The organism is Microbacterium sp. (assembly GCF_035556355.1).
Classification (GTDB): Bacteria; Actinomycetota; Actinomycetes; order Actinomycetales; family Microbacteriaceae; genus Microbacterium.
This window is the reverse complement of record NZ_DATMFG010000041.1, coordinates 50,383-74,876: the sequence shown is the minus strand read 5'-3', so window position 1 is coordinate 74,876 and position 24,494 is coordinate 50,383. Positions and strand designations below refer to the sequence as shown.

Sequence of the window (24,494 nt, the reverse complement as noted above, 5' to 3'; positions counted from 1 at the left end):
TGAGCACGATGCGGTCGGGGTTGTTGCGGCGGTTCTTGCGCGTCACGTAGGTGTAGCCCGTGCCGGCGGTCGAACGCAGCTTGATGATCGGACGAACGTCCTGAGCCTTCTTCGCCATCAGAGCTTCACACCCTTCGCGATGAGGTCCTTCACGACGGACTCGATGCCACGGGCGTCGATCACCTTCATGCCCTTGGCGGACACGTTGAGCGTGACCTTACGGCCGAGCGACGGAACGTAGTACGTCTTCTTCTGCACGTTCGGGTCGAAGCGGCGCTTCGTCCGGCGGTGCGAGTGCGAGATGTTGTGACCGAAGCCGGGAACCGCGCCGGTCACCTGGCACACTGCTGCCATGGTGGTTGTCTCCTCTGTACCGTGAAGCCGGACGGCCCCACCCAAGATCCCTTGTCTGCACTCACACCCGTGCGACCCTTCGACAGGCTCAGGGACCGGATGCGGGGATTGTGAGTACGAACTACGCGCTGGAGTGCGCGCAGACAAAGAGTCAGTCTAGCACGGATGCCGCATCCGCCCCGACCGCCGCCGGCCCGGCTCCGCGACCCCAGCGGAACGCCGACACCGTGGGATCGCCCGGGATCCAGAACCGCCACGGGAACGCCGGTCCGCCCGCGTGTCCCGCGACACCCACGCGCGGACCCCGCTCGAACTCCTCGAGCGGGGTCTCGCGCAGCGACAGGCGTGCGACCGCGCCGTGCAGCGGCTCGCCCGTGACCGCGTCGATGCCGTCGTGAAGCGGATGCCGCAGCCCCACCGCATCGCCGAGACGACCGGGCCCGCGGGCGAAGTCGCGGGGTGTGCGCGCGGCCGGGCGGCGGCGGGCTGCGGCATCCGCCCCCTCGATCACCTCGCCGCCCCGCAGCAGGACACCGCCGGCAACCCCTTCGGGACCGCACACGACGTTCACGCACGAGTGGATGCCGTGGCTCAAGTAGACGTAGAGGTGGCCGGGCTCTCCCCACATCGTCGCGTTGCGCGCAGTGCGACCCATGCGCGCGTGCGAGCCGGGGTCGGGCACGGGGCCGGTGCCCCGACCGTGGTACGCCTCGACCTCGGTCAGCCGCACGGCGACGAGCTCGCCGTCGACGACGGTCTCGAGCACGGCGCCGAGCAGGCGCGGAGCGACCTCGAGCGGCAGCGGCAGGAGGTCGTCGCGCGCGGCGGGGCGCACGGCGTCGGCGCCGGTGGCGATCGGGGTCATTGGGGCGGCACCTGGCACCACGAGATGGACGATCCCGCGAGAGCGACGAGCTCGTCCGCACCCTCCGGATCGTCGGAGGTCATGTCGAAGACGTGTGTCTCGACCCGCTGCGGCAGCGGCAGCAGGTACGTGTCGTAGGGGTTGTCGACGGCGTCGGGTGCGACGAGCACCGCGAGGTGGCGTTCACTCGGCGACACGCACGTCTGCAGCAGGCCGTCGCTCGACGACACGGACGTGAGCGCGCGGGTCACGCCGTCGTCGGCGACGCGGTCCACCGAAGTGATCCCGGTGGGCAGCCCCTCGGGCGTCAGCACTGCCGAGGAGCGCGCGGTGCCGCCCGTCGCAAGCGGGAGGATCGAGCTCGCCGGGCCGAGCACGGTGTCGGGTGTGACGAGAGGCTCCTCGGTGCCGTCGGTGAGGTCGATCACGACGACGCCCTCGGCGCGGTCGACGATCGCATGCGACGACCCGCGCGCGATGCCGTCGATGCCGTTGGCGATGCCGAGCGAGGTGGCCTGCCCGTCGGGTGCCGCGAGCAGGAGCGAGCCGTCGAACGACAGCAGCAGGATGCTGTCGGTGTCGGGCACGAACCGGAATTCGGCGACCCGCGGGTCGGCCCCTTCGACCTCGATGGGCTGGGGTGCGGAATCCGCTTCGCTGTCTTTCAGCGATGCCGTGAACAGCGCACTCTCGAGCCCGCCCTCGGCACCCAGGTCGGCGGCCGAGAACGTGTAGCCGATGAGGTCGCCGCGATCGGCGCTCTGGAGGTTCGTGATGAACCCGTCGCCCGGCAGGGGCAGCGTGCGCTCGTTGAGCCCGTCGTGGTCGGTGACGATGAGCTGCGGCTCGTCGTCTTCGGTGCGCACCGACATCACGAGGTGCTCGTTGGTCGCGCGGTAGTCCTCGATGTGCTCGTGGGTGAAGACCGGCTCGGCATGCTCTCCCGTGAGGTCGGTGCGGAAGATCGTGTCGCTCGCCTCGCCGCGCTGCAGCAGGAACACCTCTTCGGGCGGCGTTCGGAAGCTGTGCTCGAACGTCGCCGCCGGGCCCGCGGCGGTGCCGCGCACGTCGCGGAACGTCACCGTGTACTCGGTGTCGTCCCACAGGGGCAGCGTGAACCGCACGCCGACGCTGCGGCCCGACGTGTCGACGGCGAACGGAGTCGCCGGCTCGACGGTGACCTGCGACGGATCGACCTCCTGCAGCGCCTGCGTCGTCGTCACGATGAGCCGGGATCCGGATGCGGCGACCGCCGCCTCGGGATCGACCTCGACCGATGTGACCCGCGGTCCCTGCAGCACGCTGGCCGCCGCGCCGCCGATGCCGAGCACCGCGAGGGCGCCGACGACCGCGAGGAACGTCAGCGCGAACGAGCGTCCGCGGCGCTCGCGCGATCGGGTGCGCCGCGTCGGAGTGTCAGTACTCATACGGGTCTCCGGGCTCGTCGATCGGCTCGATCGATCGGGCGTCGACGACGAGGCGCCCGTCGGACGTCGCGCGCACCGTCCCGCTCACGCTCACCCACTGCCCCGTCTCGGGCACCGCCGCATCGGTCACGACGGGCAGTCCCGCGGGCTGCGCGTCGATGACGCAGTGCGTGATGACCAGGCGCGTGAGTGTGAAGTCGCCGTCCTCGGAGGGCGTCGCGAAGCCGGTGAGCTCGACCGCGTCGCCGTCGAAGGTCTCGGGGTTCGTCGCCGTCGCGAACACCGTCGCCCACTCGCCGACCCCGAACGTCGTCGTGTCTCCGGATGCCGCGAGGGTCACGGCATCCGCCCCCGCGAACAGAGGAGCAGCGCCGATATCGCGCGACATCGCGAGGTCGGCGGACAGCGTCGCGGGCGGCAGCACGAGGGCGGTCAGGACGACGCCGGATGCGACGACCCCGCCGGCCACCGTCGCCACGAGTGCTGCGGCGTGCCGCACCTGAGCGGGGTGCGGTCCCTGAGCCGTGCGCGGCCCCTGAGCCTGCCGAAGGGTCGACGCCTCGACAGGCTCGGCGACCGGGGAGGGCTCGCCGACCGGGGACGAATCGGCGACCGAGAACGGCCCGGCGACCGGGGCGGCACCGTGGCCGTGATCGTGGTCGTGGCTCTCATCCTCGGCGCCGAGCGGGAGGGCGAAACTCGCGATCGCGCCGACGAGCATCACGACGGCCATGCCCATCGCCCACCACGCGGACTCGGGGTTGATGTAGAGGCCGAGGCGGCCGGTGAGGCCGAGGCCGAGGGTCACGACGGCGAGCACCGTCGCGAGGCCGACGCCGAGCCAGCGCGTCGCGAGAGCGTGCGGCCTAGACAAGGAGGTTCACCCCCGTCCCGATCGCGAAGGCGGCGAGCACCACAATCACGACGATGCCGCCGAGCGTGCGCCACGTGAAGGTCGTGCGCATGAGCGCCAGCATCTTGACGTCGACGAGAGGCCCGACGAGCAGGAACGCGACGATCGAGCCCGGCGTGAACGTCGACGCGAACGACAGCGCGAAGAACGAGTCGACGTTCGAGCAGATCGACACGACCATCGCGAGCGCGATCATCGCGACGATCGACAGCGCCGGGTTCGAGCCGATCGCCAGCAGCGTGTCGCGCGGCACGAGCACCTGCACCGCTCCGGCCAGCGCCGAGCCGATGATGAGCGCGGGCATCACGGCACGCAGCTCGATCACGAACTGGGCGAGGGTGCGGTTCCAATGACCGCGGGCGCCGACACCCGGTCCCTGAGCCTGCCGAAGGGCGCACGTGTCTCGGAACCGCTCGGTGAGCAGGGAGTCAGGCGACGGATGCCGGCTGTACAGCCACCCGACGAGGTTCGCGATCGCGTAGCCGCCGAGCAGTCGCGCGATGAGGATGCCGTCGTCGAACCCGAAGGCCTGATGGGTGGTGATGATCACGATCGGGTTCACGATCGGGGCGGCGATGAGGAACGTCAGCGTCTCGGGCACCGTGAACCCGCGCATGAGCAGGCCGCGCGCGAACGGCACGTTGCCGCACTCGCACACCGGGATGAACATGCCGAGCAGCGCGAGCACCATGCGGCGCGCCCACGCGCGGCGGGGCATCCAGCGCTCGAGGACGCCCGGCGGCACCCACACCTGCACGACGATCGACAGCACGACCCCGAGCACCACGAAGGGCAGCGACTCGATGAGCACGCTCAGCGCGAGGGTCAACCCGTCTTGGGCGCGTGTGGGAAGCGAGGCGTCGTAGAGGGTCGGTGCGACGGCGTCGATCGCGAACAGGAGTGCGACGAAAGCGACGCCGACTCCGATCCAGATCAGCCCGCGGGCTGTTCCGCCGGTCGCTGAGCGACCCGAGTTCCCTCCGGTCGCTGAGCGAGCGGAGCGAGACGAAGCGTCCCGTCGCAGCGCTTCGTCCCGTCGCTGCGCTCCTCGCCCAGCGACCCCCGAGGGATCAGTCCGCGTCACGCTCGCCGGCCCGAGCCTGCGCGCACGACTCGCACAGCCCGAAGATGTCGACGACATGCTGGGCGTCGATGAACCCGTGCTGCTCGGCGGTGCGCCGCGCCCACTGCTCGACGTCGTTCGCCTCGATCTCGACCGTGAGTCCGCACGAACGGCAGATCAGGTGATGGTGGTGTCCGGGCGACTCGCACGCACGATAGAGGTTCTCGCCTTCGGGACTCTGCAGCGAATCGGCTTCGCCGAGAGCGGCGAGGCCGGCCAGAGCGCGGTAGACCGTCGCGAGTCCGATGCCCGTGTTCTCTTCGCGCAGCGTCGCGTGGAGGGCCTGCGCGCTCACGAAGCCGCGCGCGTCGGCGAGCGCCTCGCGCACGCGCTCGCGCTGCCACGTCGTGCGCTGCGGAACCGGGTTCGCGGGTGCCGGCGCCGCGTGGGCGCGCTGCACTCCGGACCGATCAGACATGCCCCGGAGTCTACCGGCGGGGCCTGAGCGCGAGCCTGGACGCGATTCCCATGGCGGATGCCGCGGCATCCGTCACGCGTGCATGCGCTCCCTCATCACGCGACCCTGCCGTGCGCCGATAACGCGGCACACGACGTAGATCGCGAACGAGATCGTCGTGATGTAGGGGCTCACGGGGAGCGTGCCCATGATCGCGAGGAGGATGCCCCCGACCGCCGAGACGAGGCCGAACACGGCCGACAGCACCGGCACGGCGAGCGGTCCGGCGGTCACGCGCATCGCGGCGGCGGCGGGCGTCACGAGCAGCGCCATCACGAGGAGCGCGCCGATGATGTGCACCGCGACCGCGACGATGAGTCCGAGCAGCAGCATGAACCCGAGCGACACCGTAGTCGTCGGCACGCCCCGCGCGGCGGCGGCCTGCGGGTCGAGCGAGTCGAAGCGCAGCGGGCGCCAGATGAGCAGAATGCCGAGCAGCACGATCGCGCCGATCACGATGAGCCACCCGAGCTGGTCGGACTGCACCGACACGATCTGGCCGGTCAGCAGGCTGAAGCGGTTCGCACTGCGGCCGCTGTAGAGCGACAGGAACAGGATGCCGAGGCCCAGCCCGAAGGGCATCAGCACCCCGATGATCGAGTTGCGGTCCCGGGCGCGGGCGCCGAGCCATCCGATGATCCCGGCCGCGATGAGCGACCCGACGATCGATCCGCCGACGACGTCCGCCCCGATGAGCAGCGCCGCGGCGGCGCCGGCGAACGACAGCTCGCTGATCCCGTGCACCGCGAACGCCATGTCGCGCTGCATGACGAACACCCCGATGAGCCCGCCCACGAGCCCGAGCACGGCGCCCGCCCACACCGAGTTCGACACGAGCGCGAGGATCTCGCCGTAGTAGGGCAGGCCGCCGAACATCGCGTCCCACACGTCGCCCCAGTTCATGCGGTGGCCTCGCCGTCCGCGTGATGGTGATGCGACTCCTCGGCATCGGGCGCACCCACGACGACCAGCCGGTCGCCCGCCCGCAGCACGAACACATGCGCGCCGTACAGGTCGGTCAGCACGTCGGAGCGCAGCACCTCCTGCGGTTTGCCGAGCATGAACCGCCCGTTCGCGATGTAGAGGATGCGGTCGACCTTGCCCAGCAGCGGGTTGATGTCGTGGGTCACGAGCAAGACGGATGCGCCGCTGCGCCGATGCCGGTCGATGAGGCCAACCACCGCCTGCTGGTTCGCCAGGTCGAGGCTCGTGAGCGGCTCGTCGCAGAGCAGCAGTCGCGGATCGTCGGCGAGCGCCTGCCCGATGCGGAGGCGCTGCTGCTCTCCGCCGGACAGCGTGCCGGCGGGCCGGTTCGCGAACGCATCCGCCCCCACCTCGTGCACGAGCCGGTCGACCCGCGCGCGGTCGCCGCGGCGCGGCCACGGGAACCCGAACCGGTGCCCGTCGACACCGAGCGCGACGAGGTCGCGGCCTCGCAGGGCGGTGTCGGGCGGAAGCGGGCGCTGCTGCGGCACGTACCCGATGCGGCGGTTGCCCCTGCCGCGCACGGGCTCGCCGAGAGCCGTGATCGTGCCCGCGCTCAGCGGCTCGAGGCCGAGGATCGCGCGCAACAGGGTCGTCTTGCCCGAGCCGCTCGGGCCCAGCACCGCGATGAGCTCGCCCGGCTGCACGTCGAGGTCGAGGCCGCTCCACAGCTCACGGTCGCCGCGACGCAGAGCGGCTCCGCGGATGCTGAGGGGCGAGGCATCCGCGTCGTTCCGCACGTATGGGGCGGCTCCGCTCATCCGGCGAGCGCCTTCGCCAGCGCCGTCGCGTTCGCCTGCATCCACGAAAGGTAAGTCTGGCCCTCGGGGAGGGTCTCGGAGAACTCGATGACGGGCACTCCCCGTGAGTCGGCTTCGCGCATGACCCGCGTCGTCTCGGCCCCGCCCGTCTGCGTGTTGACGATCACGACACGCACCTCGCCGCTCGCGATGAGGTCGAGCGCCTCGAGGAGCGTCGCGGGCGGCACGTCCTGTCCCTCTTCGACGGCCTCACTGAACGCCGCGGGCGTGAGGTCGATGAGTCCGGCTGCCTCGACGAAGTAGACCGGCACGGGCTCGGTGACGAACACCCCCGCGCCGCCGTCGGCCGCGTCGATCTCGGCGAGCTGCGCCTCGATCGTCTCAACCTCTGCCGTGAACGCGGCGGCGTTCTCGCGGAAGACGCCCCCGTTGTCGGGGTCGAGCATCTCGAGCCTCGACGCGATGCCGAGCGCGAGGTCGGCCATCGCGCGCACGTCGTACCAGACGTGCTCGTTGAACCCCTCGATGTGCTCGTGATCGTGGCCGTGCCCGTCGGCGTGCTCGTCATCGGCGTGCTCGCCGTCGTCGGAGTCGTCGTGCGAGGCGCGACCCTCCCATGCCTGCGAGAACTCGACGGCGGTCAGCACATCGGCGTCGCTGCCGCTCGACTCGATGAGCGCGTCGACGAAGGAGTCGTACCCGCCGCCGTTCTCGACGATGAGCTGCGCGCGCGAGACCGCGAGCTGGTCGCGGGCGCTCGGCTCGAACTCGTGCGGGTCACCGCTCGCCGACGACACGATCGAGGTCACGTCGACGCGTTCGCCGCCGATCTGCTCGACGAGCTGCCCGTACACGTCGGTGGAAGCCACCACCGCGATGCGGCCGTCGGAGGCATCCGCCCCGCTGCTCGAACAGCCCGCGAGGACGAGAACGGATGCCGCGGCCATTCCGGCCACGGCGGCGAGACGTCGATCCGTGCGCATGCCCGCAATACTAACGCTACTGATAATCGTTATCAACAAAGGATGGACGAGAGCCACGGCGTGAGCGGGATCGGTCAGGCGATCTCGCCCGCGGCCACCGTCTCGGCGAGCGCGTGCACCCGCGGCAGGTGGTGCGCCCCGTAGAAGTCCGCGGACGTGATGCGGGCGGCATCCGCCTCGGTTCGGGTCTCGCGACCGAGCACAGCCGCGACGGCGAGCCCGTGCATCCAGCCGCCCGCGAGCGTGCCGAGCAGCAGGAGGTACGGAACGCTCACGGCGTACGCGTCGCGCGGCGACTCCGCGAACCCGAGGAGGTCGGCCGTGGCACGACGCGCCGCCGCGACCGCCCGCTCGAGGCGATCGGCGGTGCGTGCGGCATCCGGCCCGTCGAGTCCGCGCAGCTGCGCGATCGTCGCATCGATGCGCGTGAAGAGCTCCTCGGCGGTCGAACCCCCATTGCGCAGCAGCTTGCGTCCGATGAGGTCATTCGACTGGATCGCCGTCGTGCCCTCGTAGATCGGCGTGATGCGGATGTCGCGGTAGTGCTGCGCCGCGCCCGTCTCTTCGATGAAGCCCATGCCGCCGTAGACCTGGATGGCCTCGCTCGTCGTCTGCACCGCGTCCTCGGTGGTCCAGCCCTTGAGGATCGGCACGAAGAACTCGGCGAGCGCCGCTTCGGATGGGTCGCGCTCGGCACGGTCGAGCAGATCGGCCGCGTACACGCCGAGGGCGCGCATCGCGAAGATCTTGCTCGACATCGACAGCAGGAGGCGACGCACGTCGGGGTGCTCCGCGATCGTCGCGCGACCCTCGCGGCCGAGCACACGACCCTGCACGCGTTCGGCGGCGTACGCGGCGGCGCCCTGGTAGGCGCGCTCCGCGATGCCCGTCGCCTGGAAGCCCATGCCGGCGCGGGCGGAGTTCATCATGACGAACATGCCCGCGAGCCCGCCGCCGACCTCGCCCACGAGGTAGCCCGTCGCATCCTCGTACGAGAGCACGCATGTCGGGCTCCCGTGGATGCCGAGCTTGTGCTCGATCGAGACCGTCGTGATCGCGTTGCGCCCACCGAGGCTGCCGTCGGGATTCACGAGGTACTTCGGTGCGACGAACAGCGACAGGCCCTTCGCCCCCTCGGGGGCATTCGGCGTGCGTGCGAGGACGAGGTGCACGATGTTCTCGGCGATGTCGTGGTCGCCCCACGTGATGAAGATCTTCTGACCGCGGATGCCCCAGCTGCCGTCCTCGCGCTGCGTCGCCGTCGCGCGGATCGCACCCAGGTCGGTTCCCGCATCCGGCTCGGTGAGGTTCATGGTGCCGGTCCACTCGCCCGACACGAGCTTCGTGAGGTACGTCTCGCGGATGTCGTCGGATGCCACGGCATCCAGCGCGTGGATCTGCCCCGCCGTGAGCAGCCAGCACAGCGCGAAGGCCGCGTTCGATCCGTTCCAGATCTCGCCGAGACCCGCGCGGATCGCTCCCGGCAGGCCGTCGCCGCCCGCCGACACGGGCGCTTCGGCGGTGATCCACCCCGCCTCGACGAACCGCTTGTAGGCCTCCGCGAATCCGTCGGGGAGGCGCACCTGGCCGTCTTCGAGACGTGCGCCGACGCGGTCGCCGACCGTCTCGAGGGGCGCCAGGACGGATGCCGCGAACTCGCCGGCGCCCGCGATGATCTCGGTCGCGTCGTCGGCGGTCAGCTCGCCGCCCGTCGCACGCGAGACGACGTCGAGGCCGAACGCCTCGCCGAACAGGAACGCGTAGTCGTCGACGGGCGGGGTGTACGAGGCTGCATCGGCCATGAAAGCTCCTCAAGCGTGGGACTGAGGATCATGATACGCGGGACGCGGTTCCAAGACTGTTGAGTTTCGCGCAACCGTGCACGCGGAGTGCGCGGCGTCAAGCCCCGCCAGGCGCCGCCTCCGCGCGCCTAACCTGCCAATGCCATGGTCTCCCCCGTCCAGCACCACCCTCGTCGGCCCGTCTCTCTTCCGGCGGTCCGGCACCTCGCCGTGACGTGGGGCATCCCCGACGAGTACGGCGGCATGACAGCCGCGCTCCTCCACCGCTCGCGGGCCTTCCGGCGCGCCGCGGGCGTCCACGTCGACGTCGTCACGTTCGACGAGCGGCCCGACTACCCGGCCGTGCGCGAGCGGCTGCGCGAGCGCGGCGCGCTGTGCGACGGCATCCGGATCCTCAACATCTATGAGCACTTCCGCGACGTCGACCGCGACGCCGTGCCGGGCGTTCCGCAGCCTGGGGCGATGCGGCGAGCACCTGACGAAGAGGCCCGCTGTGACTCCGGCTCGGTGGTCCGCTGGATCGAGAAGGACCAGGTGACGCGGGTCGAGCACCGGCGAAGAGACGGCACGACGGCCGTGGTCGACGAGCACCGCCGCGGCGGCCGGCGCCTCATCACGTCGCTGGACCGCTCCGGCCATCCGACCGGGCAGTGGCGGTCGGCTCGTGAGTTCCGATTCGCGTGGCTCGATGAGCTGCTCGGGGATTCCCCCGCCGTCGCCATCGTCGACAGCAAGACCGCCGCCGCCCGACTGCAGCACTACCGGCGACCGAACGTCACGCTCATCCACGTCGTGCACGGCGCGCATACGGACCGGCGGGGCCGCCTCACGGCGGCGCGGGGCTCCGTGTTCGAGAACCTGCATCGATGGGACGCCGTGGCGTTCCTCACGAAGACCCAACGCGCGGCCGCGATCGAGCTGCTCGGCGATCCCGGCAACCTCGTGGTGGCACCGAACGGCGTCGCGGTTCCGCCCGACGTGCCTCGGCTGCCGCCCGACCGGCTGCACGGAGTGATCGTGTCGCGCCTCAGCAGCGCGAAGCGCATCGAGCACGCACTGCGCATCATCGCTGCTGTGCGCGAACGCGGCATCCCGGTGACGGCCGACGTCGTCGGCGACGGCCCTCGCCGCGCGGTGCTCGAAGCCGAAGCCGCGCGGCTCGGCCTGGGTGACGCGGTGCGGTTCGCGGGCTACCGCGAGGACGTGCACGACTTCCTGCATCGCGGCGCGTGGACCCTCGTCACGAGCCGGTCGGAAGGCGAGTCGCTCGCGCTGCTCGAGGCGATGGCGGTCGGGAGCCTCCCCGTCGCGTACGACATCCCGTACGGACCGGCGGAGGTCGTCGACGACGGCCGCAACGGATGCCTCGTGCCCGAGGGCGACATCGAGGCGGCGGCTGCCGCACTCGCGCACGTGTGCTCGCAGGACGACGACGCGTTCGCCACGATGCGGGAGCACGCCCGCGAGACGGCGCGCCGGTACGACGACGCCGGCATCGCGGAACTCTGGGCGGGCATCGAGCGGGACGCCGTCGAACGGCACTCCCGGCGTGCCCCGGTCGACGACGGCGCGCTGCGCCGAGTGAGGGTGCGGATGCGGCGCGGGCGCTACATCGTCACGGGCATGCTGCGCGATGTGCGGTCGGCGCCCGCGGTCGAGGTGCGTCTCATGTCACCGCGCGGCTTCGCGACGCGAGCGCTCATGCGCGGATCCGGGCCGCTGCTGTACGCGCGCGTGCCGGAGCGCGAGTCGGGCCGGCTCGGAGGCGACGCCGTACGGACGACGTTCCTCATCCGCACGAAAGACGGCACCGTGTCGGTGGACGCGGGGCTGCGGCATCCGGATCGCCGCTCCCTGCCCCGTCGCGCGATCGACTTCGCGCGGCGGGTGGTGGGCGGGCCGAAGATCAGTCGAGCAGCAGCGCCGGCTCTTCGAGGATCGAGGCGACATCCGCGATGAACCGCGACATGCCGTCGCCGTCGATCACGCGGTGATCGAACGACCCCGACACCGTCGTCACATAGCGCGGACGCACCTCGCCGTCGACGACCCACGGCTTCTGCCGGATCGTACCGAGTGCGACGATGCCCGATTCGCCGGGGTTGATGATGGGGGTGCCCGCGTCCATGCCGAACACGCCGATGTTCGTGATCGTGATCGTGCCGCCCTGCTGATCGGCCGGCTGCGTCTTGCCCTCGCGAGCGGTGAGCGTGAGCTTCTCGAGCGCGCGCGCGAGGTCGCGCATGGAGAGGTCCTGCGCGTCCTTGATGTTCGGCACGAGGAGTCCGCGCGGAGTCGCCGCCGCGATGCCGAGGTTCACGTACCGGCGCACGCGGATCTCGGCGCCATGGTCGGTGTCGACCCATGCCGCGTTGACCATCGGCGTGCGGCGCACGGCCCAGATGACCGCGCGCGCCATGATCAGCAACGGCGAGACCTTGACGTCGGCGAAGTCGGGCGACGCCTTGAGCCGCTTGACGAGCTCCATCGTGCGGGTCGCGTCGACGTCGGTCCACACCGACACGTGCGGCGCGGTGTACGCCGAGCGCACCATCGCCGACGACGTCGCCTTGCGCACGCCCTTGACCTCGATGGTCTCTTCGCGGTCTTCGTCGGCGGGAGGGGTCGGCGCGGCCGGCGCGATGACGGGCGTCGCGGATGCCGCTCCGGCGTCGCGCTCGACCGGGATCGTCTCTTCGCGAACCGTGCCCCAGTCGGGCGTCTGGATGTTGCGGAACACGCTCGCCTGCTCGGCGTGCTTGAGCACGTCGTCGCGTGTCACGTCGCCCGCGGGTCCGGTCGGGACGACGTCGGCGAGGTCGACGCCGAGGTCGCGCGCGAGCTTGCGGATGGGCGGCTTCGCGATGACACCGACGGATGCCGCGACCCGCTCCCGGTGAGCCTGTCGAACCGCGCGGCGGCGAGACTGCACGTGCCCGCCCGTGCCGTAGCCGACGAGCACCGACCCTTCGCCGGCGGGCGGCTCGGCGGGCGCTCCGTGCTCCGTCTGGCCGACCGTGACGGGCGCCGCACTCGGGGCCGTCGCATTCGTCGCTTCATCCTCCGCGACGATCGTGATGATCGGCGCACCCACGGCGACCGTCGTGCCCTCGTCGACGAGCAGCTCGCCGACGACACCGTCGAACGGCGACGGGAGCTCCACGAGCGACTTCGCCGTCTCGATCTCGACGATCACGTCGTTCACGGCGACACGGTCGCCCGGGCCCACGCGCCATGAGACGATTTCGGCCTCGGTGAGTCCTTCGCCGACGTCGGGGAGCACGAAGGTCTGCGTCGTCATAGGGGATCCTTTCGGCATCCGTCAGTACGCGAGCGCCCGGTCGACGGCCTCGAGCACGCGGTCGGCGTCGGGCAGGTAGACACCCTCGAGTTTGGCGGGCGGGAACGGCGTGTCGAAGCCCGACACCCGCAGGACGGGCGCCTCGAGGGCGTAGAACGCCTTCTCCATGACGGTCGCGGCGACCTCGCTGCCGAGCGACGTGAAGCCCGGGGCCTCCTGCGCGTAGACCATGCGGCCGGTGCGGCGCACCGAGTCGAGGATCGGGCCGTAGTCGACGGGCGAGAGCGACCGCAAGTCGACGACCTCGCACGACGTGCCCTCCGACTCGGCAATCGCCGCCGCCTGGAGGAGCGTCGTGACCATCGCGCCGTGCCCGACGAGCGTCACGTCGGTGCCGCGGCGCACGATGCGCGACGCGTGCAACGGCAGCGCGCGGGCGTCGAGGTCGACCTCGCCCTTCTGCCAGTACCGCGCCTTCGGCTCGAGGAAGATGACGGGGTCGTTCGAGTCGATCGCGTCCTGGATCATCCAGTACGCGTCGTTCGGCGTCGACGGGCTCACGACCCGGAGGCCCGGCGTGTGCGTGAAGTACGCTTCGGGGCTCTCCTGGTGGTGCTCCACCGCGCCGATGTGTCCGCCGTAGGGGATGCGGATGACGATCGGAAGGCTCAGCGCGCCCTCGTGCCGGTTCGTGAGCTTCGCGAGCTGCGTCGTGATCTGGTCGAAAGCGGGGAAGACGAACCCGTCGAACTGGATCTCGATCACGGGACGGAACCCGACCATCGCGAGCCCGATCGCCGTGCCCACGATGCCCGACTCCGCGAGGGGCGTGTCGAGCACGCGGCGGTCGCCGAACTCCGCCTGCAGGCCTTCGGTCACGCGGAAGACTCCGCCGAGACGCCCGATGTCCTCACCCATGAGCAGTACGCGGTCGCTGTTCGCGAGGGCGGCTCGCAGACCCGTGTTGAGGGCACGACTGAACGGCATCGACTGCGTGCCGGTCGGTGCCGGCGGTGTCGAACCCCCGGCGCCCGAACCTGTCGAAGGACCGGTCGACGCCTCGGCGAGCTCGGCGACCGGGCGGGTGCCGGCGACGGGATCGGTCTCGGTCACGTTGCCCCCTCCTCGAACGACGCCTCGTACTCTGCCAGCCACCGCCGCTGCTCGTCGATGTGCGGATGCGGCTCGCTGTAGACGTGGTCGAACATCTTCGTCGCGGGAATGCCGTCGAGGGCGTTGGTGCGCACGCGTGTGTCGTCGGCGACGGCGGATGCCTCGGCTTCGACATCCGCGAAGAACGCCTCGGATGCCCCGCGGGACTCCAGGTACGTGCGAAGCCGCGCGATCGGGTCGCGCTTCGCCCACGACTGCTCCTCGTCGGACGCGCGGTACTTCGTCGGATCGTCGCTCGTCGTGTGCGCGCCCATGCGGTACGTGAGCGCCTCGATCGCACGCGGGCCGCCGCCTGCGCGCGCCTCGTCGAGAGCGACCTTCGTGACGGCGTAGCTCGCGATGACGTCGTTGCCGTCCACCGCGATGCTCGGCATGCCGTAGCCCGCACCGCGGCGGTGGAGGGGTGTGCGCGACTGCGTCGTCACGGGCACGGAGATCGCCCACTGGTTGTTCTGCAGGAAGAAGACCTGGGGGGTCTGGTAGCTCGCGGCGAAGACCATCGCCTCGTGCACGTCGCCCTCGCTCGACGCGCCGTCGCCGTAGTAGACGATGACGGCCTCGTCGCGCTCGGGGTCGCCCGTTCCCATACGGCCGTCGAACACGAGACCCATCCCGACGCCGGTCGCGTGCAGCGTCTGCGCGCCGAGCACGAGCGTGTAGATGTGCGTGTTGCCGTTGCGCGGGTCGAACGGATCCCAACCGCCGTGGGTGAGACCTCGCATGAGCCTGATGATGTCCATGGGGTCGACCCCGCGGATGCGGGTCACCACGTGCTCTCGGTACGACGGGAACACATGGTCCTGCGGGCGGGTCGCGCGGGCTGAGCCGACCTGGGCGGCCTCCTGCCCGTAGCTCGGCGGCCACAGCGCGAGCTGGCCCTGCCGCTGCAGGTTCGTCGCCTGACGGTCGAAGGCGCGGATGACGACCATGTCGCGATAGAAGCCCTCGAGCTCGGCGTCGGTGAGCGCCTCGACGAGGGGCAGATAGCGTTCCGCGGCGGGTGTCGGGGAGAACGATCCGTCCGCGGCGAGCACGCGGACGGGTTCTTCGGGCTGGAAGCCGTGGTCCGAAGTCACCGTTCTACGCTAGCCCGCGGCCTGCGTGCCCTTCTGGGAGGTCTTGAACAACGGATGCCGCGATCCCCAGTATCTTCTCGACAGACTCTTCCTCGCCGACGGAGACCCGGATGCCGTCACCGGCGAACGGTCGGACGATGAGCCCGGCCTCCTCGAAGCGCTCCGCGACGGCCATCGTCTCGTCGCCGAGGGGGAACCACACGAAGTTCCCCTGGGCATCGGGGATCGCCCAGCCGAGGTCGCGAAGCGCCGCGACGAGCGCATCGCGACGCTTCGTGATGACCGAGACCCGCTCGAGCAGCTCCTTCTCGGCGTCGAGGCTCGCGAGCGCCGCGATCTCGGCCTGCGCCGTTACCGACAGCGGGATGCTCGCGCTGCGTGCGGCGTCGAGGATGCGCGGGTGCCCGATCGCGTAACCCACGCGAAGACCCGCGAGACCGAAGGCCTTCGAGAAGGTGCGCAGGATGACGACGTTGGGGTGCCCCGCGTTCCCGAGCACGCGCATGCCGTCGACCGAGGCAGGGTCGGTGACGAACTCGGCGTAGGCCTCGTCGAGGATCACGAGCACGTCGGACGGAACGCGGTCGATGAACGCGTCGAATTCCTCCTGCGTCACGATCGGGCCGGTGGGGTTGTTCGGCGTGCACACGATCACGGCGCGCGTGCGGTCGGTGACGGCATCCGCCATCGCCTGAAGGTCGTGCCGCGCGCCTTCCGCGAGCGGCACCATGACGGGGGTCGCGCCGGCGAGCACCGCGAGCCACGGATAGGCCTCGAACGAGCGCCACGCGAAGACGACCTCGTCTCCGGGGCCCGACGTCGCCAGCACGAGCTGCGCCAGGATCGACACGCTCCCCGCCCCGATGTGCACCTGCTCGGACGGGACGCCGAAGCGGTCGGCCAACCGGTCGCGAAGGCGGGCGGCCGTCGCATCCGGGTATCGGTTCAGTGCCGACGCGGAGCGCACCGCCTCGAGAACCCCCGGCAGAGGATCGAACGGGTTCTCGTTGCTCGAGAGCTTGAAGGCGTCGGATCCGGCCTGCTTCCCCTGCTTGTAGGGAGGCAGCGCCGCGATCTCGGGGCGGACGCGCACGGGGATGTCGGGGACGTCGGTCACGCCACGAGTCTAGGAGTCGCGAAGCGGAGGCGCTCGCGGCGCACGTCGAGCTCGCCGGGTGGTCCGCGCGGTCCCGGGCGCGCGACCCTTTCCGCTCGTCCGACGTGCATGCCAGACTGACGGGACTATGGGCTTCCTCATCCGAGTCGTCGTCAACGCGTTCGCGATCTGGGTCGTGACGCTCATCCCTGCGCTGCAGGTGAGCGTCATCGCGTTCCCGCCGGGCGACACTCTGCAGTACATCCTGACCCTGCTCATCGTCGCGGCGCTGTTCGCGATCGTGAACACGATCATCGGCACGGTCATCAAGGTGCTCGCGTTCCCCATCTACATCCTGACGCTCGGGCTCATCGGCCTCATCATCAACGCGTTCCTGCTGTGGCTGACCGCGTGGCTCACGCACTGGTGGACGTGGGGCCTCCGCGTCGAGGACTTCTGGTGGGGCGTCGTGGCAGCCCTGATCATCTCGATCATCAACTGGGTCTTCGGCGTCATCCTCCGCCCGAAGAAGCGCTGACCGATCACGGCGGCGGCCCCGAGGGAAGCTCGTCGACGATCCTCCGCGCACCGAACTCGCTGACCTCGACGGAGGTCGCCTCGCCGAGCCGGGCGAACACGTCCTGCACCCCCGCCACACGCGGATCGCGCGACGCGTCGACGAGTCCCGCCGTCTCGGCGTAGGCGGAGAGCCGGTGCGCGGGGAGCAGCGCGTCGTCGAACTCCACGGCGGGGTCGTAGACCCGCTCCACGACGAAGCTTCCGGATGAGCCCACTGCCGCCATGTGCCCGCCGCCCGCGAGGGCGGTGACCGGATCGTCGCGGTGACGGATGCCGACCGAGAGCGTGCCGGGTCCGGCATCCGCCTCGACCGGTGATCCGTAGGTGATGAGCGTCTGCACGTCGTACTCGCCCTGCACCGCGAGGTGCGAGGCGATCATCGCGCCCTGAGAGAAGCCGAAGGCGTGGACGGTGTCGCCCGGCCGCGCGCCCGCGGCCTCGAGAGCCTCGGCCGTCGCGGTGTAGGACGCCGATTCGCGACCGACGTAGAGCTCGGTGTTCGAAGCGTTGTCCCACGCCTCGTGGCGCCCGAACGCCTGCGACTGCATGCCGGCGACGTACACCGCGAACTCGCGGCGGCCGTCGGGCATCGTGTATTTCTCGACCCGCACGCGGGAAGCGCCGTCGCCGTTCGGTATCCGCCGCGCAGCCGCCGCGAGCGAGGTCGGCGCGCTCTGCGCGGACGGGTCGGGCCGCACGCGGCTGATCGTGACCGCGGCCGGGCCGCCCACGAGCCGCTCGCCCTTCTCGATGAGGCCCGCACGCGAAAGCCCCGCGGCGGCCGCGAGGGCGATCGTCGGCAGCCCCGCGACGACGCCTCCGATGATCGCGCCGCGCTCGCTCGCCTCTTCGCCCGCGGTGAAGCCGAAGAGCGTCGACTGCCGCGCCAGCTCGGACGGCCACATGACCGCCCTCTCGAGCTCGAGACCGCGAGCCTGCTCCATCGCGTCGGGCCACTGTGCCATGAGCCGATCGCGGAGCACATCGATCCGGGCGGCTGCGACGGTGTCGCCCGCGAGCAGCGCGGCGCCGTGACGGACGTTCAGCTCGACGAGATCGTACACCGCGGCGGCGGCTTCCAGCTTCTCGGCGAGCTCGTCCGCGTGGCGAAGGGCGTCCGTCAGACGCGCGAACACGAGACAGGCGGCGTCGTACGCCTCGGCAGCCCTGCCCCGCGAGCCCGCCAGCACGCCCTGCACAAAGATGAGCCGCGCGCCGAGCTCTTCGAGCGCTCCTTTCACCGTCATGATGCGACCGGCCGCGTGTCGCAGCGTGTCGCTGTCGACGGCGACGGCGCCGCCCGAGCGGATCTCGACCGCGTCGCCCATCAGCACCCCTCCCACACCGCGAGCGCCGTCCGATCGCGAGCCTCGGCCGCGAGGACGCGGGCCGTCTCGGTCAGGCAGTAGAGCGACGAGATCTCGCCCACCCACTCCTCCGCGCGCTCGTGGAAAGCGACCGCCGCCTTCGCCTGCCAGTCGGTGAGCGCCGCGAATCCGCGCGCGTCGGCCGTCACCTCGAGGATCCGATCTCCGAGCGCCGCGAGCGCGCGCACGACGCCGTCGAGCTCGTCGATGAGCGCGAACTGCGCGGGCGAGGCGCCGCACGCGATGTCGAGTGGCATGGGTCCATCCTTCGGATGCGGACGGCCCCGGCAGCCCGTCCACGAGCGACCCGTGGAGCACCCGCCGCGCTCGCAGCCCTGGGGAGGAGCGGAGGCGGCGCATCCGGTTCTCGTACATCGGGCTCCGGCTCTCGCACATCGGGCCCCGGCCCCTTGACCAGGACTCGTGCCGCGCCATGATGGAACCCATGACCGCGAGCGTCATCGAGCCGTTCCGCGTCGTCTTCGTCTGCACCGGGAACATCTGCCGCTCCCCGATGGCCGACATCGTGTTCCGCAGGTTCGCGGATGCCGCGGGCCTCGGCCACCGGATCGCCTCGAGCAGCGCGGGCACCGGCGACTGGCACGTCGGAGAGCGCGCCGACCAGCGTACGCTCGACGCGCTCGCGCGGCGCGGCTACGACGGCACGCGGCACCGCGCGCGCCAGTTCACGCACGACGACTTCGTTCGCAACGACCTGATCGTGGCGCTCGACCGTTCGCACGAGCGGATCCTGCGGGGGTGGGCGCGCGGGCATTCCGACGCCGACAAGATCGCTCTGCTCATGTCCTTCGACAATGCCGCGCACACGCTGGATGTGCCCGACCCCTACTACGCGGGGCCCGCGATGTTCGACGAGGTGCTCGGTATGATCGAGAGTGCGAGCCGGGCGCTCTTCCGGCAGCTCGAACCCGCGATGCGCACCGCGATCTGAACAGGTCGGCGGCGATCGCCGAGCACGAACGTCCCGGCTCCGGCCCAGCCGATCAGCCGCGTCCGACGGGAGTCCCGTGACCGATTTCCCCGCCCAGCCCCTCAGCCCGCTCGACGGCCGCTACCGCTCCGCCGTCGCGCCGCTCACCGAGTACCTGTCCGAGGCGGGCCTCAACCGCGCCCGCGTCGAGGTCGAGGTCGAGTGGCTGATCACGCTGACGAACCACGCGCTGTTCGGCACGACCCCGCTCACCGAGGAGCAGAAGCTGCGCCTGCGCGCGCTCTACCTCGACTTCGGGCAGGACGAGATCGACTGGCTCGCCGAACGCGAGGCGGTCACGCGCCATGACGTGAAGGCGGTCGAGTACCTCGTGCGCGACAGGCTCTCGAAGCTCGGACTCGACTCGATCGCCGAGCTCACCCACTTCGCATGCACGAGCGAAGACATCAACTCGACGTCGTACGCGCTCATCGTGAAGCGCGCCGTCACCGAGGTCTGGCTGCCGAAGCTGCGCACGGTGATCGGATCGCTGCGCTCGCTCGCCGCGAAGCACCGCGAGGTGCCAATGTTGTCGCGCACGCACGGGCAGCCGGCGACACCGACGACGATGGGCAAGGAGCTCGCGGTGTTCGCGTGGCGCCTCGAGCGCGTCGCGGCGCAGATCGCGGCATCCGAGTATCTCGCCAAGTTCTCCGGCGCGACCGGCACGTGGTCGGCACACGTCGCGGCCGACCCGAAGGTCGACTGGCCGCTCATCACGCGCGAGTTCATCGAATCGCTCGGCCTCGGGTTCAACCCGCTCACGACGCAGATCGAGTCGCACGACTGGCAGGTCGAGCTGTACGACCGCGTGCGGCACGCGGGCGGCATCCTGCACAACCTCGCGACGGACATCTGGACGTACATCTCGCTCGGCTACTTCGCGCAGATCCCCGTGGCCGGCGCGACCGGGTCGTCCACGATGCCCCACAAGATCAACCCGATCCGCTTCGAGAACGCCGAGGCGAACCTCGAGATCTCGGGCGGGCTCTTCACGACCCTCGCATCGACGCTCGTGACGTCGCGCCTGCAACGCGACCTCACCGACTCGACCACACAGCGCAACATCGGCGTCGCGTTCGGCCACTCGCTGCTCGCACTCGACAACCTCGAGCGGGGTCTGCGCGAGATCTCGCTCGCCGAGGATGTGCTGCGCGCCGACCTCGATGCGAACTGGGAGGTGCTCGCCGAGGCGATCCAGACCGTCGTGCGTGCCGAGATCGCGGCCGGCCACTCGTCGATCACCGACCCTTACGCGCTGCTCAAAGACCTCACGCGCGGCCGCCGGGTCGGCGCGACCGAGCTGGCCGAGTTCGTGAACGGACTCGACATCACGGATGCCGCGAAGCAGCGTCTGCTCGCACTGACCCCCGCCACCTACACGGGTCTCGCGGCGTCGCTCGTCGACGAGACCTGACGCGTCGACGAGCGCGCGGCGGAATCAGGACGTGCGACGGTCGGCGGCCGGGGCATCCGGCCCGTCGCCCGACTGCCTGCCCGGCTTCTGCGCCGCTCGGCGCTCGTCCTTCTCGATGAGGACGGGGCGGTCGACCGTCTTCTGAACCTCGGCCGGGTCGACGGCGAGCAGCATGAGCGCGAGGCCCACGAGCGCCACGATGAACGTGATGCCGGCGACGACCGCAGCGAACACGAGAGCGCGGCTGGACTGATCGGGAGTACGGCTCTGGAAGAAGCCCATCGACACGAGGGTCACCACGCCGGCGAAGACAGCGGCCAGCAGGGCCAGGCCGAGAAACTGCAGCGGCTTCATGAGGGCGCGTCGGGTCGGCCGGTCGGTCATGCGGAACCTCCGTCGTGGGTGGCAGGCGTCTCGGCCGACGCCGGCAGCGGCTGCGGCTTGCGCGGCGAGAAGCCCGCGATCGCGAGGTAGACCGCGACGATCGCGGCGTAGCCCCCGAAGATGCCGACGGCCAGGATGATGCCCGTCAGCGTGTACGTCTGGCCGGCCTCGGCCACGGTGTAGTCGAGCGAGAACCCGACCGGCACGAGCAGGAGCGCGACGGCGAGCACGAGCGTGACGACGCCGACGACCACGGCGTCGCGGGCCTCGGACGCGCGGCCCAGCGCGAGCTCGCCGCGCTCGGCCGCACGCAGCGCGCGCCATCCCGAGATCGTCTCGATGAGCCCGGCGGCGAACGCCCACGCGATCACGAGCACGAAGAAGAGGATCGTCGAGCGCACGGGCGGCAGGCCTCCGGCCATGCCCGCGGCGACCGACGCGATCCCGAGGAGCACGGCCGGCCACTTGCGCCGCACGGGGTACACGAGACCCGCCGCGACGAGCATGACGATGCCGGTCGCGAGGGCGAACCCGCTGAACACCGCGAGACCGACCTCGGCCGAGTGATCCGGCGAGAAGGTGATCATGACCGCGGCGATGCCCGCGAAGATGGCGCGCGCGAGTTGGACGTGCCAGACCTCGAAGGCGCGGGTTTGCGGGGATGTGCTCACGGATGTTCCTCGACGTGAAGGGGACGCCTCCAGTCTAGGCCGCGGCGGGAACCAGCCCCTGACCGGGGCGGTTCGTGCCGGTCAGGGCGGACGCCGAGCGCACGGCCTCTCGTCGAGCGCACGGCCTCTCGTCGAGTGCACGGCTTTGCGACGTCGGCACGTCGTGCGCTCGGCGCGAAGTCGTGCACTCGGCGACCGAAGTCGTGCACTCGGCGACTGACGCGTGGGGGCGCGCGCCGTCAGCCGATTCCGCGGTGGTCCGCCCAACGCTCGGCGGCGCGGTTCGCGGCGGCCTCCACGAGCGCCACGAGCTCCGGACGATCCGGCATCCGGAAGGGGACATAGCCCGCACGCCCGCCCTCGAGCGGCTTGCCGTACGCCTTGACCGCCAACGTGCCGTCCGGCATCAGGCGCACGTTGAGGGTGTGCAGCTCGAACTTCTGCCCGCGGCGCGCATCCGCCCACCGCAGCTCTTCCGGGACCGCGACGTTGATCGCGAGGGCGCTCACCTCGACCTGGTGGGATTCAGCCATCCGACCATTCTCGCGCGGTGCGAGCTGTCGGGCGAGGGCTCGCCACCCTCGCCGCGCGCGGAATCAACCCGCGTGCGCGGCGGCGAGGTGGAGTGCGCCGATCACACCGGCCCGGTCGCCGAGGGCGGGCGGCACGAGGTAGGTGTCGAGCTGATTCGACGGATGCCCCACCCCCAGCGCCCCGCGGATCTCGCGCACCGACGCCTCGCGCACGGCGTCGAGCAGCCCCGGGATCTTCGTGGCGCCTCCGCCGATGACGATCCGCTGCGGTCGGTACGCGTAGGTGACGGTGGCGACGAGCTGGCCGAGGTACCACGCCTCGACGGCGACCGCGCGGTCGAGCACGTCGCCCAGCTCGCGCGTCGGTCTGCCCCAGCGCTCTGCGATCGCCGGCCCCGCGGCGAGCCCCTCGACGCAGTCTCCTCCGTGGAAGGGGCAGACTCCGTCGAAGTCGTCGTCGGGGTGGCGGCGCATCGCGATGTGGCCGAGCTCGGGGTGCGCGGTGTCCGAGAACGGGCGTCCGTCGACGAGCGCGCCGACTCCGACCCCGGTGCCGATCGTGATGTATGCCGAGTCGGGAATCCCGACGAGCGCGCCTCGAGCGTGCTCGCCGAGAGCCGCGCCCGTGACGTCCGACACGATCGTGTGCGGGCGCCCGTCCACCAGGTCGGCGAGCCGAGCGCCGGACCATCCGGGCTTCGGTGTCGAGGTGACCGAGCCGTACGCGGGTGAATCGGGGTCGAGGTCGACAGGGCCGAAGGCCGCGATCCCGACATGCTGGACGCCGGCATGCCGACCCAGGAATGCGCGTACGCGGGACCCCACCTCGTCGGGAGTCGTCGTCGGGATCTCGATCTCGTCGACGATCCGACCGGGTTCATCTGCGCGGGCCACGGCCGCCACGACCTTCGTTCCTCCGGTCTCGACGCCGGCGATGAGGTGGGTCATGATGACAACGCTAGGCCAACCGCGCTCAGCGCCCGGAAGGTTCCGAGCGCGCCGGTTGTTGCATCCGCCGTGATCTCCGAACCCCGCCGCGCGACCGTCGTCGTCATCGGCGCCGGACAGGCGGGGCTCTCGGCGGCGTACCACCTGCAGCGGCGGGGCTTCGCGAGCGCGCTCACTGAACCGGCGGCCGCCCGCACGTACGTCGTGCTCGACGCCGCGCCCGCTCCCGGCGGCGCGTGGCAGCACCGGTGGCCGTCGCTCACGATGGCCACCGTCAACGGGATCTTCGATCTTCCCGGCATCCGCCAGCCCCCGGTCGATGACCGCGAGCAGAGCCGCAAGGCCGTGCCCCGGTACTTCGCCGCGTACGAACGCGAGCTCGGGCTGCCGATCCTGCGGCCCGTTCACGTGACCGCGGTGCGCCGCGCAGACGACTCGCCGACCGGCGATCTCGTGATCGAGACCGACGGCGGCGTGTGGATCACGCGCTTCGTGGTCAACGCGACGGGCACGTGGGACAACCCGGTGCTTCCGGACCATCCCGGCAAGGACGGCTTCCTGGGCCGCCAGCTGCACACGCGCGACTACCGTTCGGCGGATGAGTTCGCCGGTCAGCGCGTCGCGATCGTGGGCGGCGGAATCTCGGCCATCCAGCAGCTCGAGGAGATCTCCCGCGGCGCGACGACCTTCTGGTACACCCGGCGCGAGCCGGTCTTCATCGAGGGCGAGTTCATGCCCGAGACGACCGGCCGCGAGACGATCGCGAAAGTGATCGCCGACGTCGAGGCCGGTCGGCCGACGGGCAGCGTCGTGGGCTACACGGGTCTGCCGTGGACGCCGTATGCCCGTGCGGCGAAGGCACGCGGGGCGCTCGAGCGGCGCCCGATGTTCACGGCGATCGAGCCGCACGGTGTGCGCGAGGCAGACGGCTCGTTCACTCCCGTCGACGCCATCCTGTGGGCGACGGGCTTCAAGGCCTCGCTCGTCCACCTCGATCCGCTCGGGCTGCGCAACGAACTCGGCGGCATCACGATGCGGGGCACCCAGCCGCTGCGCGAGCCGCGCGTGCACCTCATCGGCTTCGGTCCGTCGCAGTCGACGATCGGGGCGAACCGCGCGGGTCGCGAGGCGGTCGCCGCGATCGCACGTCGGCTCGCCGCCGAGGACGCAGGGGCGCCGATCACGGATGCCGCGGCATCCGTCTCGTTCGCTTGAAGCCGCCGCGCACCCACTGTCGCGGTGTCGGCGGGTGGGTCTACCGTGCCAAGAGCGTGTGATCCGCGCATCTC

26 protein-coding genes are annotated in these 24,494 nt (G+C 71.0%); 5 read left to right on the top strand and 21 right to left on the bottom strand.

Annotated features, from left to right (window positions below; genetic code table 11):
- From rpmG to VNR19_RS11690, 11 genes are all read right to left on the bottom strand, one after another.
- Positions 1–118, bottom strand: a 118-nt coding sequence (rpmG, locus tag VNR19_RS11740) for a 50S ribosomal protein L33 (protein WP_325726955.1), incomplete at its 3' end; no start/stop codon positions are given.
- Positions 118–354 (bottom strand): 50S ribosomal protein L28, encoded by a 237-nt coding sequence (gene rpmB / locus VNR19_RS11735; RefSeq protein ID WP_184749656.1) that lies wholly within the window; start codon positions 352–354, stop codon positions 118–120. The genes rpmB and rpmG, both read right to left, overlap by 1 nt.
- A 151-nt stretch (positions 355–505) precedes the next feature.
- Positions 506–1,219: a DNA-3-methyladenine glycosylase gene (locus tag VNR19_RS11730; RefSeq protein ID WP_325726940.1), complete on the bottom strand. Its 714-nt coding sequence runs from the start codon at positions 1,217–1,219 to the stop codon at positions 506–508.
- Positions 1,216–2,646, bottom strand: coding sequence for a hypothetical protein (locus VNR19_RS11725; RefSeq protein ID WP_325726938.1), 1,431 nt, complete (start codon positions 2,644–2,646; stop codon positions 1,216–1,218). Before VNR19_RS11725 ends, VNR19_RS11730 begins: the two co-directional genes overlap by 4 nt.
- Complete coding sequence (locus tag VNR19_RS11720; RefSeq protein ID WP_325726936.1) at positions 2,636–3,520, bottom strand: TIGR03943 family putative permease subunit; 885 nt, start codon at positions 3,518–3,520, stop codon at positions 2,636–2,638. The genes VNR19_RS11725 and VNR19_RS11720 overlap by 11 nt, the downstream gene beginning before the upstream one ends.
- Positions 3,513–4,496 (bottom strand): permease, encoded by a 984-nt coding sequence (locus VNR19_RS11715; RefSeq protein ID WP_325726953.1) that lies wholly within the window; start codon positions 4,494–4,496, stop codon positions 3,513–3,515. The genes VNR19_RS11720 and VNR19_RS11715 overlap by 8 nt, the downstream gene beginning before the upstream one ends.
- A gap of 133 nt (positions 4,497–4,629) precedes the next feature.
- On the bottom strand, positions 4,630–5,100 hold the full coding sequence (locus tag VNR19_RS11710) for a Fur family transcriptional regulator (protein ID WP_325726935.1): 471 nt from the start codon (positions 5,098–5,100) through the stop codon (positions 4,630–4,632).
- Positions 5,101–5,172: 72 nt separating this feature from the next.
- Positions 5,173–6,042, bottom strand: coding sequence for a metal ABC transporter permease (locus tag VNR19_RS11705; RefSeq protein ID WP_325726934.1), 870 nt, complete (start codon positions 6,040–6,042; stop codon positions 5,173–5,175).
- Complete coding sequence (locus VNR19_RS11700) at positions 6,039–6,884, bottom strand: metal ABC transporter ATP-binding protein (RefSeq protein ID WP_325726932.1); 846 nt, start codon at positions 6,882–6,884, stop codon at positions 6,039–6,041. The genes VNR19_RS11705 and VNR19_RS11700 overlap by 4 nt, the downstream gene beginning before the upstream one ends.
- Positions 6,881–7,867, bottom strand: coding sequence for a metal ABC transporter solute-binding protein, Zn/Mn family (locus VNR19_RS11695; RefSeq protein ID WP_325726930.1), 987 nt, complete (start codon positions 7,865–7,867; stop codon positions 6,881–6,883). The genes VNR19_RS11700 and VNR19_RS11695 overlap by 4 nt, the downstream gene beginning before the upstream one ends.
- A 74-nt stretch (positions 7,868–7,941) precedes the next feature.
- A complete protein-coding gene (locus tag VNR19_RS11690) occupies positions 7,942–9,669 on the bottom strand; it encodes an acyl-CoA dehydrogenase family protein (protein WP_325726928.1) in 1,728 nt (575 codons plus the stop codon).
- Positions 9,670–9,813: 144 nt separating this feature from the next.
- Between VNR19_RS11690 and VNR19_RS11685 the strand changes: the two genes are divergently transcribed.
- Positions 9,814–11,628, top strand: a complete 1,815-nt coding sequence (locus VNR19_RS11685) for a glycosyltransferase (RefSeq protein ID WP_325726926.1) — start codon at positions 9,814–9,816, stop codon at positions 11,626–11,628.
- Here VNR19_RS11685 and VNR19_RS11680 read toward each other — a convergent pair.
- The 4 genes from VNR19_RS11680 to VNR19_RS11665 all read right to left on the bottom strand — a co-directional run bounded on the left by VNR19_RS11680 (position 11,576) and on the right by VNR19_RS11665 (position 16,336).
- Positions 11,576–12,970 carry a dihydrolipoamide acetyltransferase family protein gene (locus VNR19_RS11680; RefSeq protein WP_325726925.1) on the bottom strand — a complete coding sequence of 465 codons (1,395 nt, stop codon included), beginning with the start codon at positions 12,968–12,970 and terminating at the stop codon, positions 11,576–11,578. The two genes, VNR19_RS11685 and VNR19_RS11680, sit on opposite strands and share 53 nt — an antisense overlap.
- Before the next feature lie 21 nt (positions 12,971–12,991).
- Entirely contained in the window at positions 12,992–13,957 is a 966-nt protein-coding gene (locus VNR19_RS11675) for an alpha-ketoacid dehydrogenase subunit beta (protein WP_325726951.1), read from the bottom strand.
- A 122-nt stretch (positions 13,958–14,079) separates the two neighbouring features.
- The gene (locus tag VNR19_RS11670; protein WP_325726923.1) at positions 14,080–15,219 is read right to left on the bottom strand and encodes a thiamine pyrophosphate-dependent dehydrogenase E1 component subunit alpha; all 1,140 of its coding nucleotides are present in this window, start codon (positions 15,217–15,219) and stop codon (positions 14,080–14,082) included.
- Positions 15,220–15,223: 4 nt separating this feature from the next.
- Positions 15,224–16,336, bottom strand: a complete 1,113-nt coding sequence (locus tag VNR19_RS11665; RefSeq protein WP_325726921.1) for a histidinol-phosphate transaminase — start codon at positions 16,334–16,336, stop codon at positions 15,224–15,226.
- A 127-nt stretch (positions 16,337–16,463) separates the two neighbouring features.
- Between VNR19_RS11665 and VNR19_RS11660 the strand changes: the two genes are divergently transcribed.
- Positions 16,464–16,853 carry a phage holin family protein gene (locus VNR19_RS11660; RefSeq protein WP_325033912.1) on the top strand — a complete coding sequence of 130 codons (390 nt, stop codon included), beginning with the start codon at positions 16,464–16,466 and terminating at the stop codon, positions 16,851–16,853.
- A gap of 4 nt (positions 16,854–16,857) precedes the next feature.
- Here the strand turns inward: VNR19_RS11660 and VNR19_RS11655 are convergent, their stop codons facing one another.
- The gene (locus tag VNR19_RS11655) at positions 16,858–18,222 is read right to left on the bottom strand and encodes a hypothetical protein (RefSeq protein WP_325726919.1); all 1,365 of its coding nucleotides are present in this window, start codon (positions 18,220–18,222) and stop codon (positions 16,858–16,860) included.
- Positions 18,222–18,518 (bottom strand): hypothetical protein, encoded by a 297-nt coding sequence (locus VNR19_RS11650; protein WP_325726917.1) that lies wholly within the window; start codon positions 18,516–18,518, stop codon positions 18,222–18,224. The genes VNR19_RS11655 and VNR19_RS11650 overlap by 1 nt, the downstream gene beginning before the upstream one ends.
- Before the next feature lie 188 nt (positions 18,519–18,706).
- Between VNR19_RS11650 and VNR19_RS11645 the strand changes: the two genes are divergently transcribed.
- Together VNR19_RS11645 and purB are read left to right on the top strand one after the other, a co-directional pair.
- Positions 18,707–19,213 carry a low molecular weight protein-tyrosine-phosphatase gene (locus tag VNR19_RS11645; protein WP_325726915.1) on the top strand — a complete coding sequence of 169 codons (507 nt, stop codon included), beginning with the start codon at positions 18,707–18,709 and terminating at the stop codon, positions 19,211–19,213.
- Between the two features lie 76 nt (positions 19,214–19,289).
- A complete protein-coding gene (gene purB, locus VNR19_RS11640) occupies positions 19,290–20,669 on the top strand; it encodes an adenylosuccinate lyase (RefSeq protein ID WP_325726913.1) in 1,380 nt (459 codons plus the stop codon).
- A gap of 24 nt (positions 20,670–20,693) precedes the next feature.
- On the opposite strand, the gene VNR19_RS11635 is transcribed toward purB, so the two are convergent.
- From VNR19_RS11635 to VNR19_RS11620, 4 genes are all read right to left on the bottom strand, one after another.
- Positions 20,694–21,053, bottom strand: a complete 360-nt coding sequence (locus VNR19_RS11635) for an amino acid transporter (RefSeq protein ID WP_325726911.1) — start codon at positions 21,051–21,053, stop codon at positions 20,694–20,696.
- Positions 21,050–21,724, bottom strand: a complete 675-nt coding sequence (locus tag VNR19_RS11630) for an acyl-CoA synthetase (protein ID WP_325726909.1) — start codon at positions 21,722–21,724, stop codon at positions 21,050–21,052. Before VNR19_RS11630 ends, VNR19_RS11635 begins: the two co-directional genes overlap by 4 nt.
- Before the next feature lie 239 nt (positions 21,725–21,963).
- Positions 21,964–22,257 (bottom strand): hypothetical protein, encoded by a 294-nt coding sequence (locus VNR19_RS11625; protein ID WP_325726907.1) that lies wholly within the window; start codon positions 22,255–22,257, stop codon positions 21,964–21,966.
- Positions 22,258–22,320: 63 nt separating this feature from the next.
- Positions 22,321–23,205 (bottom strand): ROK family protein, encoded by an 885-nt coding sequence (locus VNR19_RS11620; protein WP_325726905.1) that lies wholly within the window; start codon positions 23,203–23,205, stop codon positions 22,321–22,323.
- 72 nt (positions 23,206–23,277) lie between these two features.
- Here VNR19_RS11620 and VNR19_RS11615 point away from each other — a divergent pair, with 72 nt between their 5' ends.
- The gene (locus VNR19_RS11615; protein ID WP_325726948.1) at positions 23,278–24,420 is read left to right on the top strand and encodes an NAD(P)-binding domain-containing protein; all 1,143 of its coding nucleotides are present in this window, start codon (positions 23,278–23,280) and stop codon (positions 24,418–24,420) included.
- Positions 24,421–24,494: the final 74 nt, after the last annotated feature.

Bases quoted from the DNA above. Each gene is read 5' to 3' on its own strand.
- VNR19_RS11625 (WP_325726907.1), bottom strand. From the start codon at position 22,257: ATGGCTGAATCCCACCAGGTCGAGGTGAGCGCCCTCGCGATCAACGTC.
- VNR19_RS11675 (WP_325726951.1), bottom strand. From the start codon at position 13,957: ATGCCGTTCAGTCGTGCCCTCAACACGGGTCTGCGAGCCGCCCTCGCG.
- VNR19_RS11645 (WP_325726915.1), top strand. From the start codon at position 18,707: ATGACCGCGAGCGTCATCGAGCCGTTCCGCGTCGTCTTCGTCTGCACC.
- VNR19_RS11655 (WP_325726919.1), bottom strand. From the start codon at position 18,222: ATGGGCGACGCGGTCGAGATCCGCTCGGGCGGCGCCGTCGCCGTCGAC.
- VNR19_RS11705 (WP_325726934.1), bottom strand. From the start codon at position 6,042: ATGAACTGGGGCGACGTGTGGGACGCGATGTTCGGCGGCCTGCCCTAC.
- rpmB (WP_184749656.1), bottom strand. From the start codon at position 354: ATGGCAGCAGTGTGCCAGGTGACCGGCGCGGTTCCCGGCTTCGGTCAC.
- VNR19_RS11725 (WP_325726938.1), bottom strand. From the start codon at position 2,646: ATGAGTACTGACACTCCGACGCGGCGCACCCGATCGCGCGAGCGCCGC.
- VNR19_RS11620 (WP_325726905.1), bottom strand. From the start codon at position 23,205: ATGACCCACCTCATCGCCGGCGTCGAGACCGGAGGAACGAAGGTCGTG.
- VNR19_RS11685 (WP_325726926.1), top strand. From the start codon at position 9,814: ATGGTCTCCCCCGTCCAGCACCACCCTCGTCGGCCCGTCTCTCTTCCG.
- VNR19_RS11660 (WP_325033912.1), top strand. From the start codon at position 16,464: ATGGGCTTCCTCATCCGAGTCGTCGTCAACGCGTTCGCGATCTGGGTC.
- VNR19_RS11700 (WP_325726932.1), bottom strand. From the start codon at position 6,884: ATGAGCGGAGCCGCCCCATACGTGCGGAACGACGCGGATGCCTCGCCC.
- VNR19_RS11710 (WP_325726935.1), bottom strand. From the start codon at position 5,100: ATGTCTGATCGGTCCGGAGTGCAGCGCGCCCACGCGGCGCCGGCACCC.
- VNR19_RS11650 (WP_325726917.1), bottom strand. From the start codon at position 18,518: ATGCCACTCGACATCGCGTGCGGCGCCTCGCCCGCGCAGTTCGCGCTC.
- VNR19_RS11690 (WP_325726928.1), bottom strand. From the start codon at position 9,669: ATGGCCGATGCAGCCTCGTACACCCCGCCCGTCGACGACTACGCGTTC.
- VNR19_RS11695 (WP_325726930.1), bottom strand. From the start codon at position 7,867: ATGCGCACGGATCGACGTCTCGCCGCCGTGGCCGGAATGGCCGCGGCA.
- VNR19_RS11680 (WP_325726925.1), bottom strand. From the start codon at position 12,970: ATGACGACGCAGACCTTCGTGCTCCCCGACGTCGGCGAAGGACTCACC.
- VNR19_RS11635 (WP_325726911.1), bottom strand. From the start codon at position 21,053: ATGACCGACCGGCCGACCCGACGCGCCCTCATGAAGCCGCTGCAGTTT.
- VNR19_RS11730 (WP_325726940.1), bottom strand. From the start codon at position 1,219: ATGACCCCGATCGCCACCGGCGCCGACGCCGTGCGCCCCGCCGCGCGC.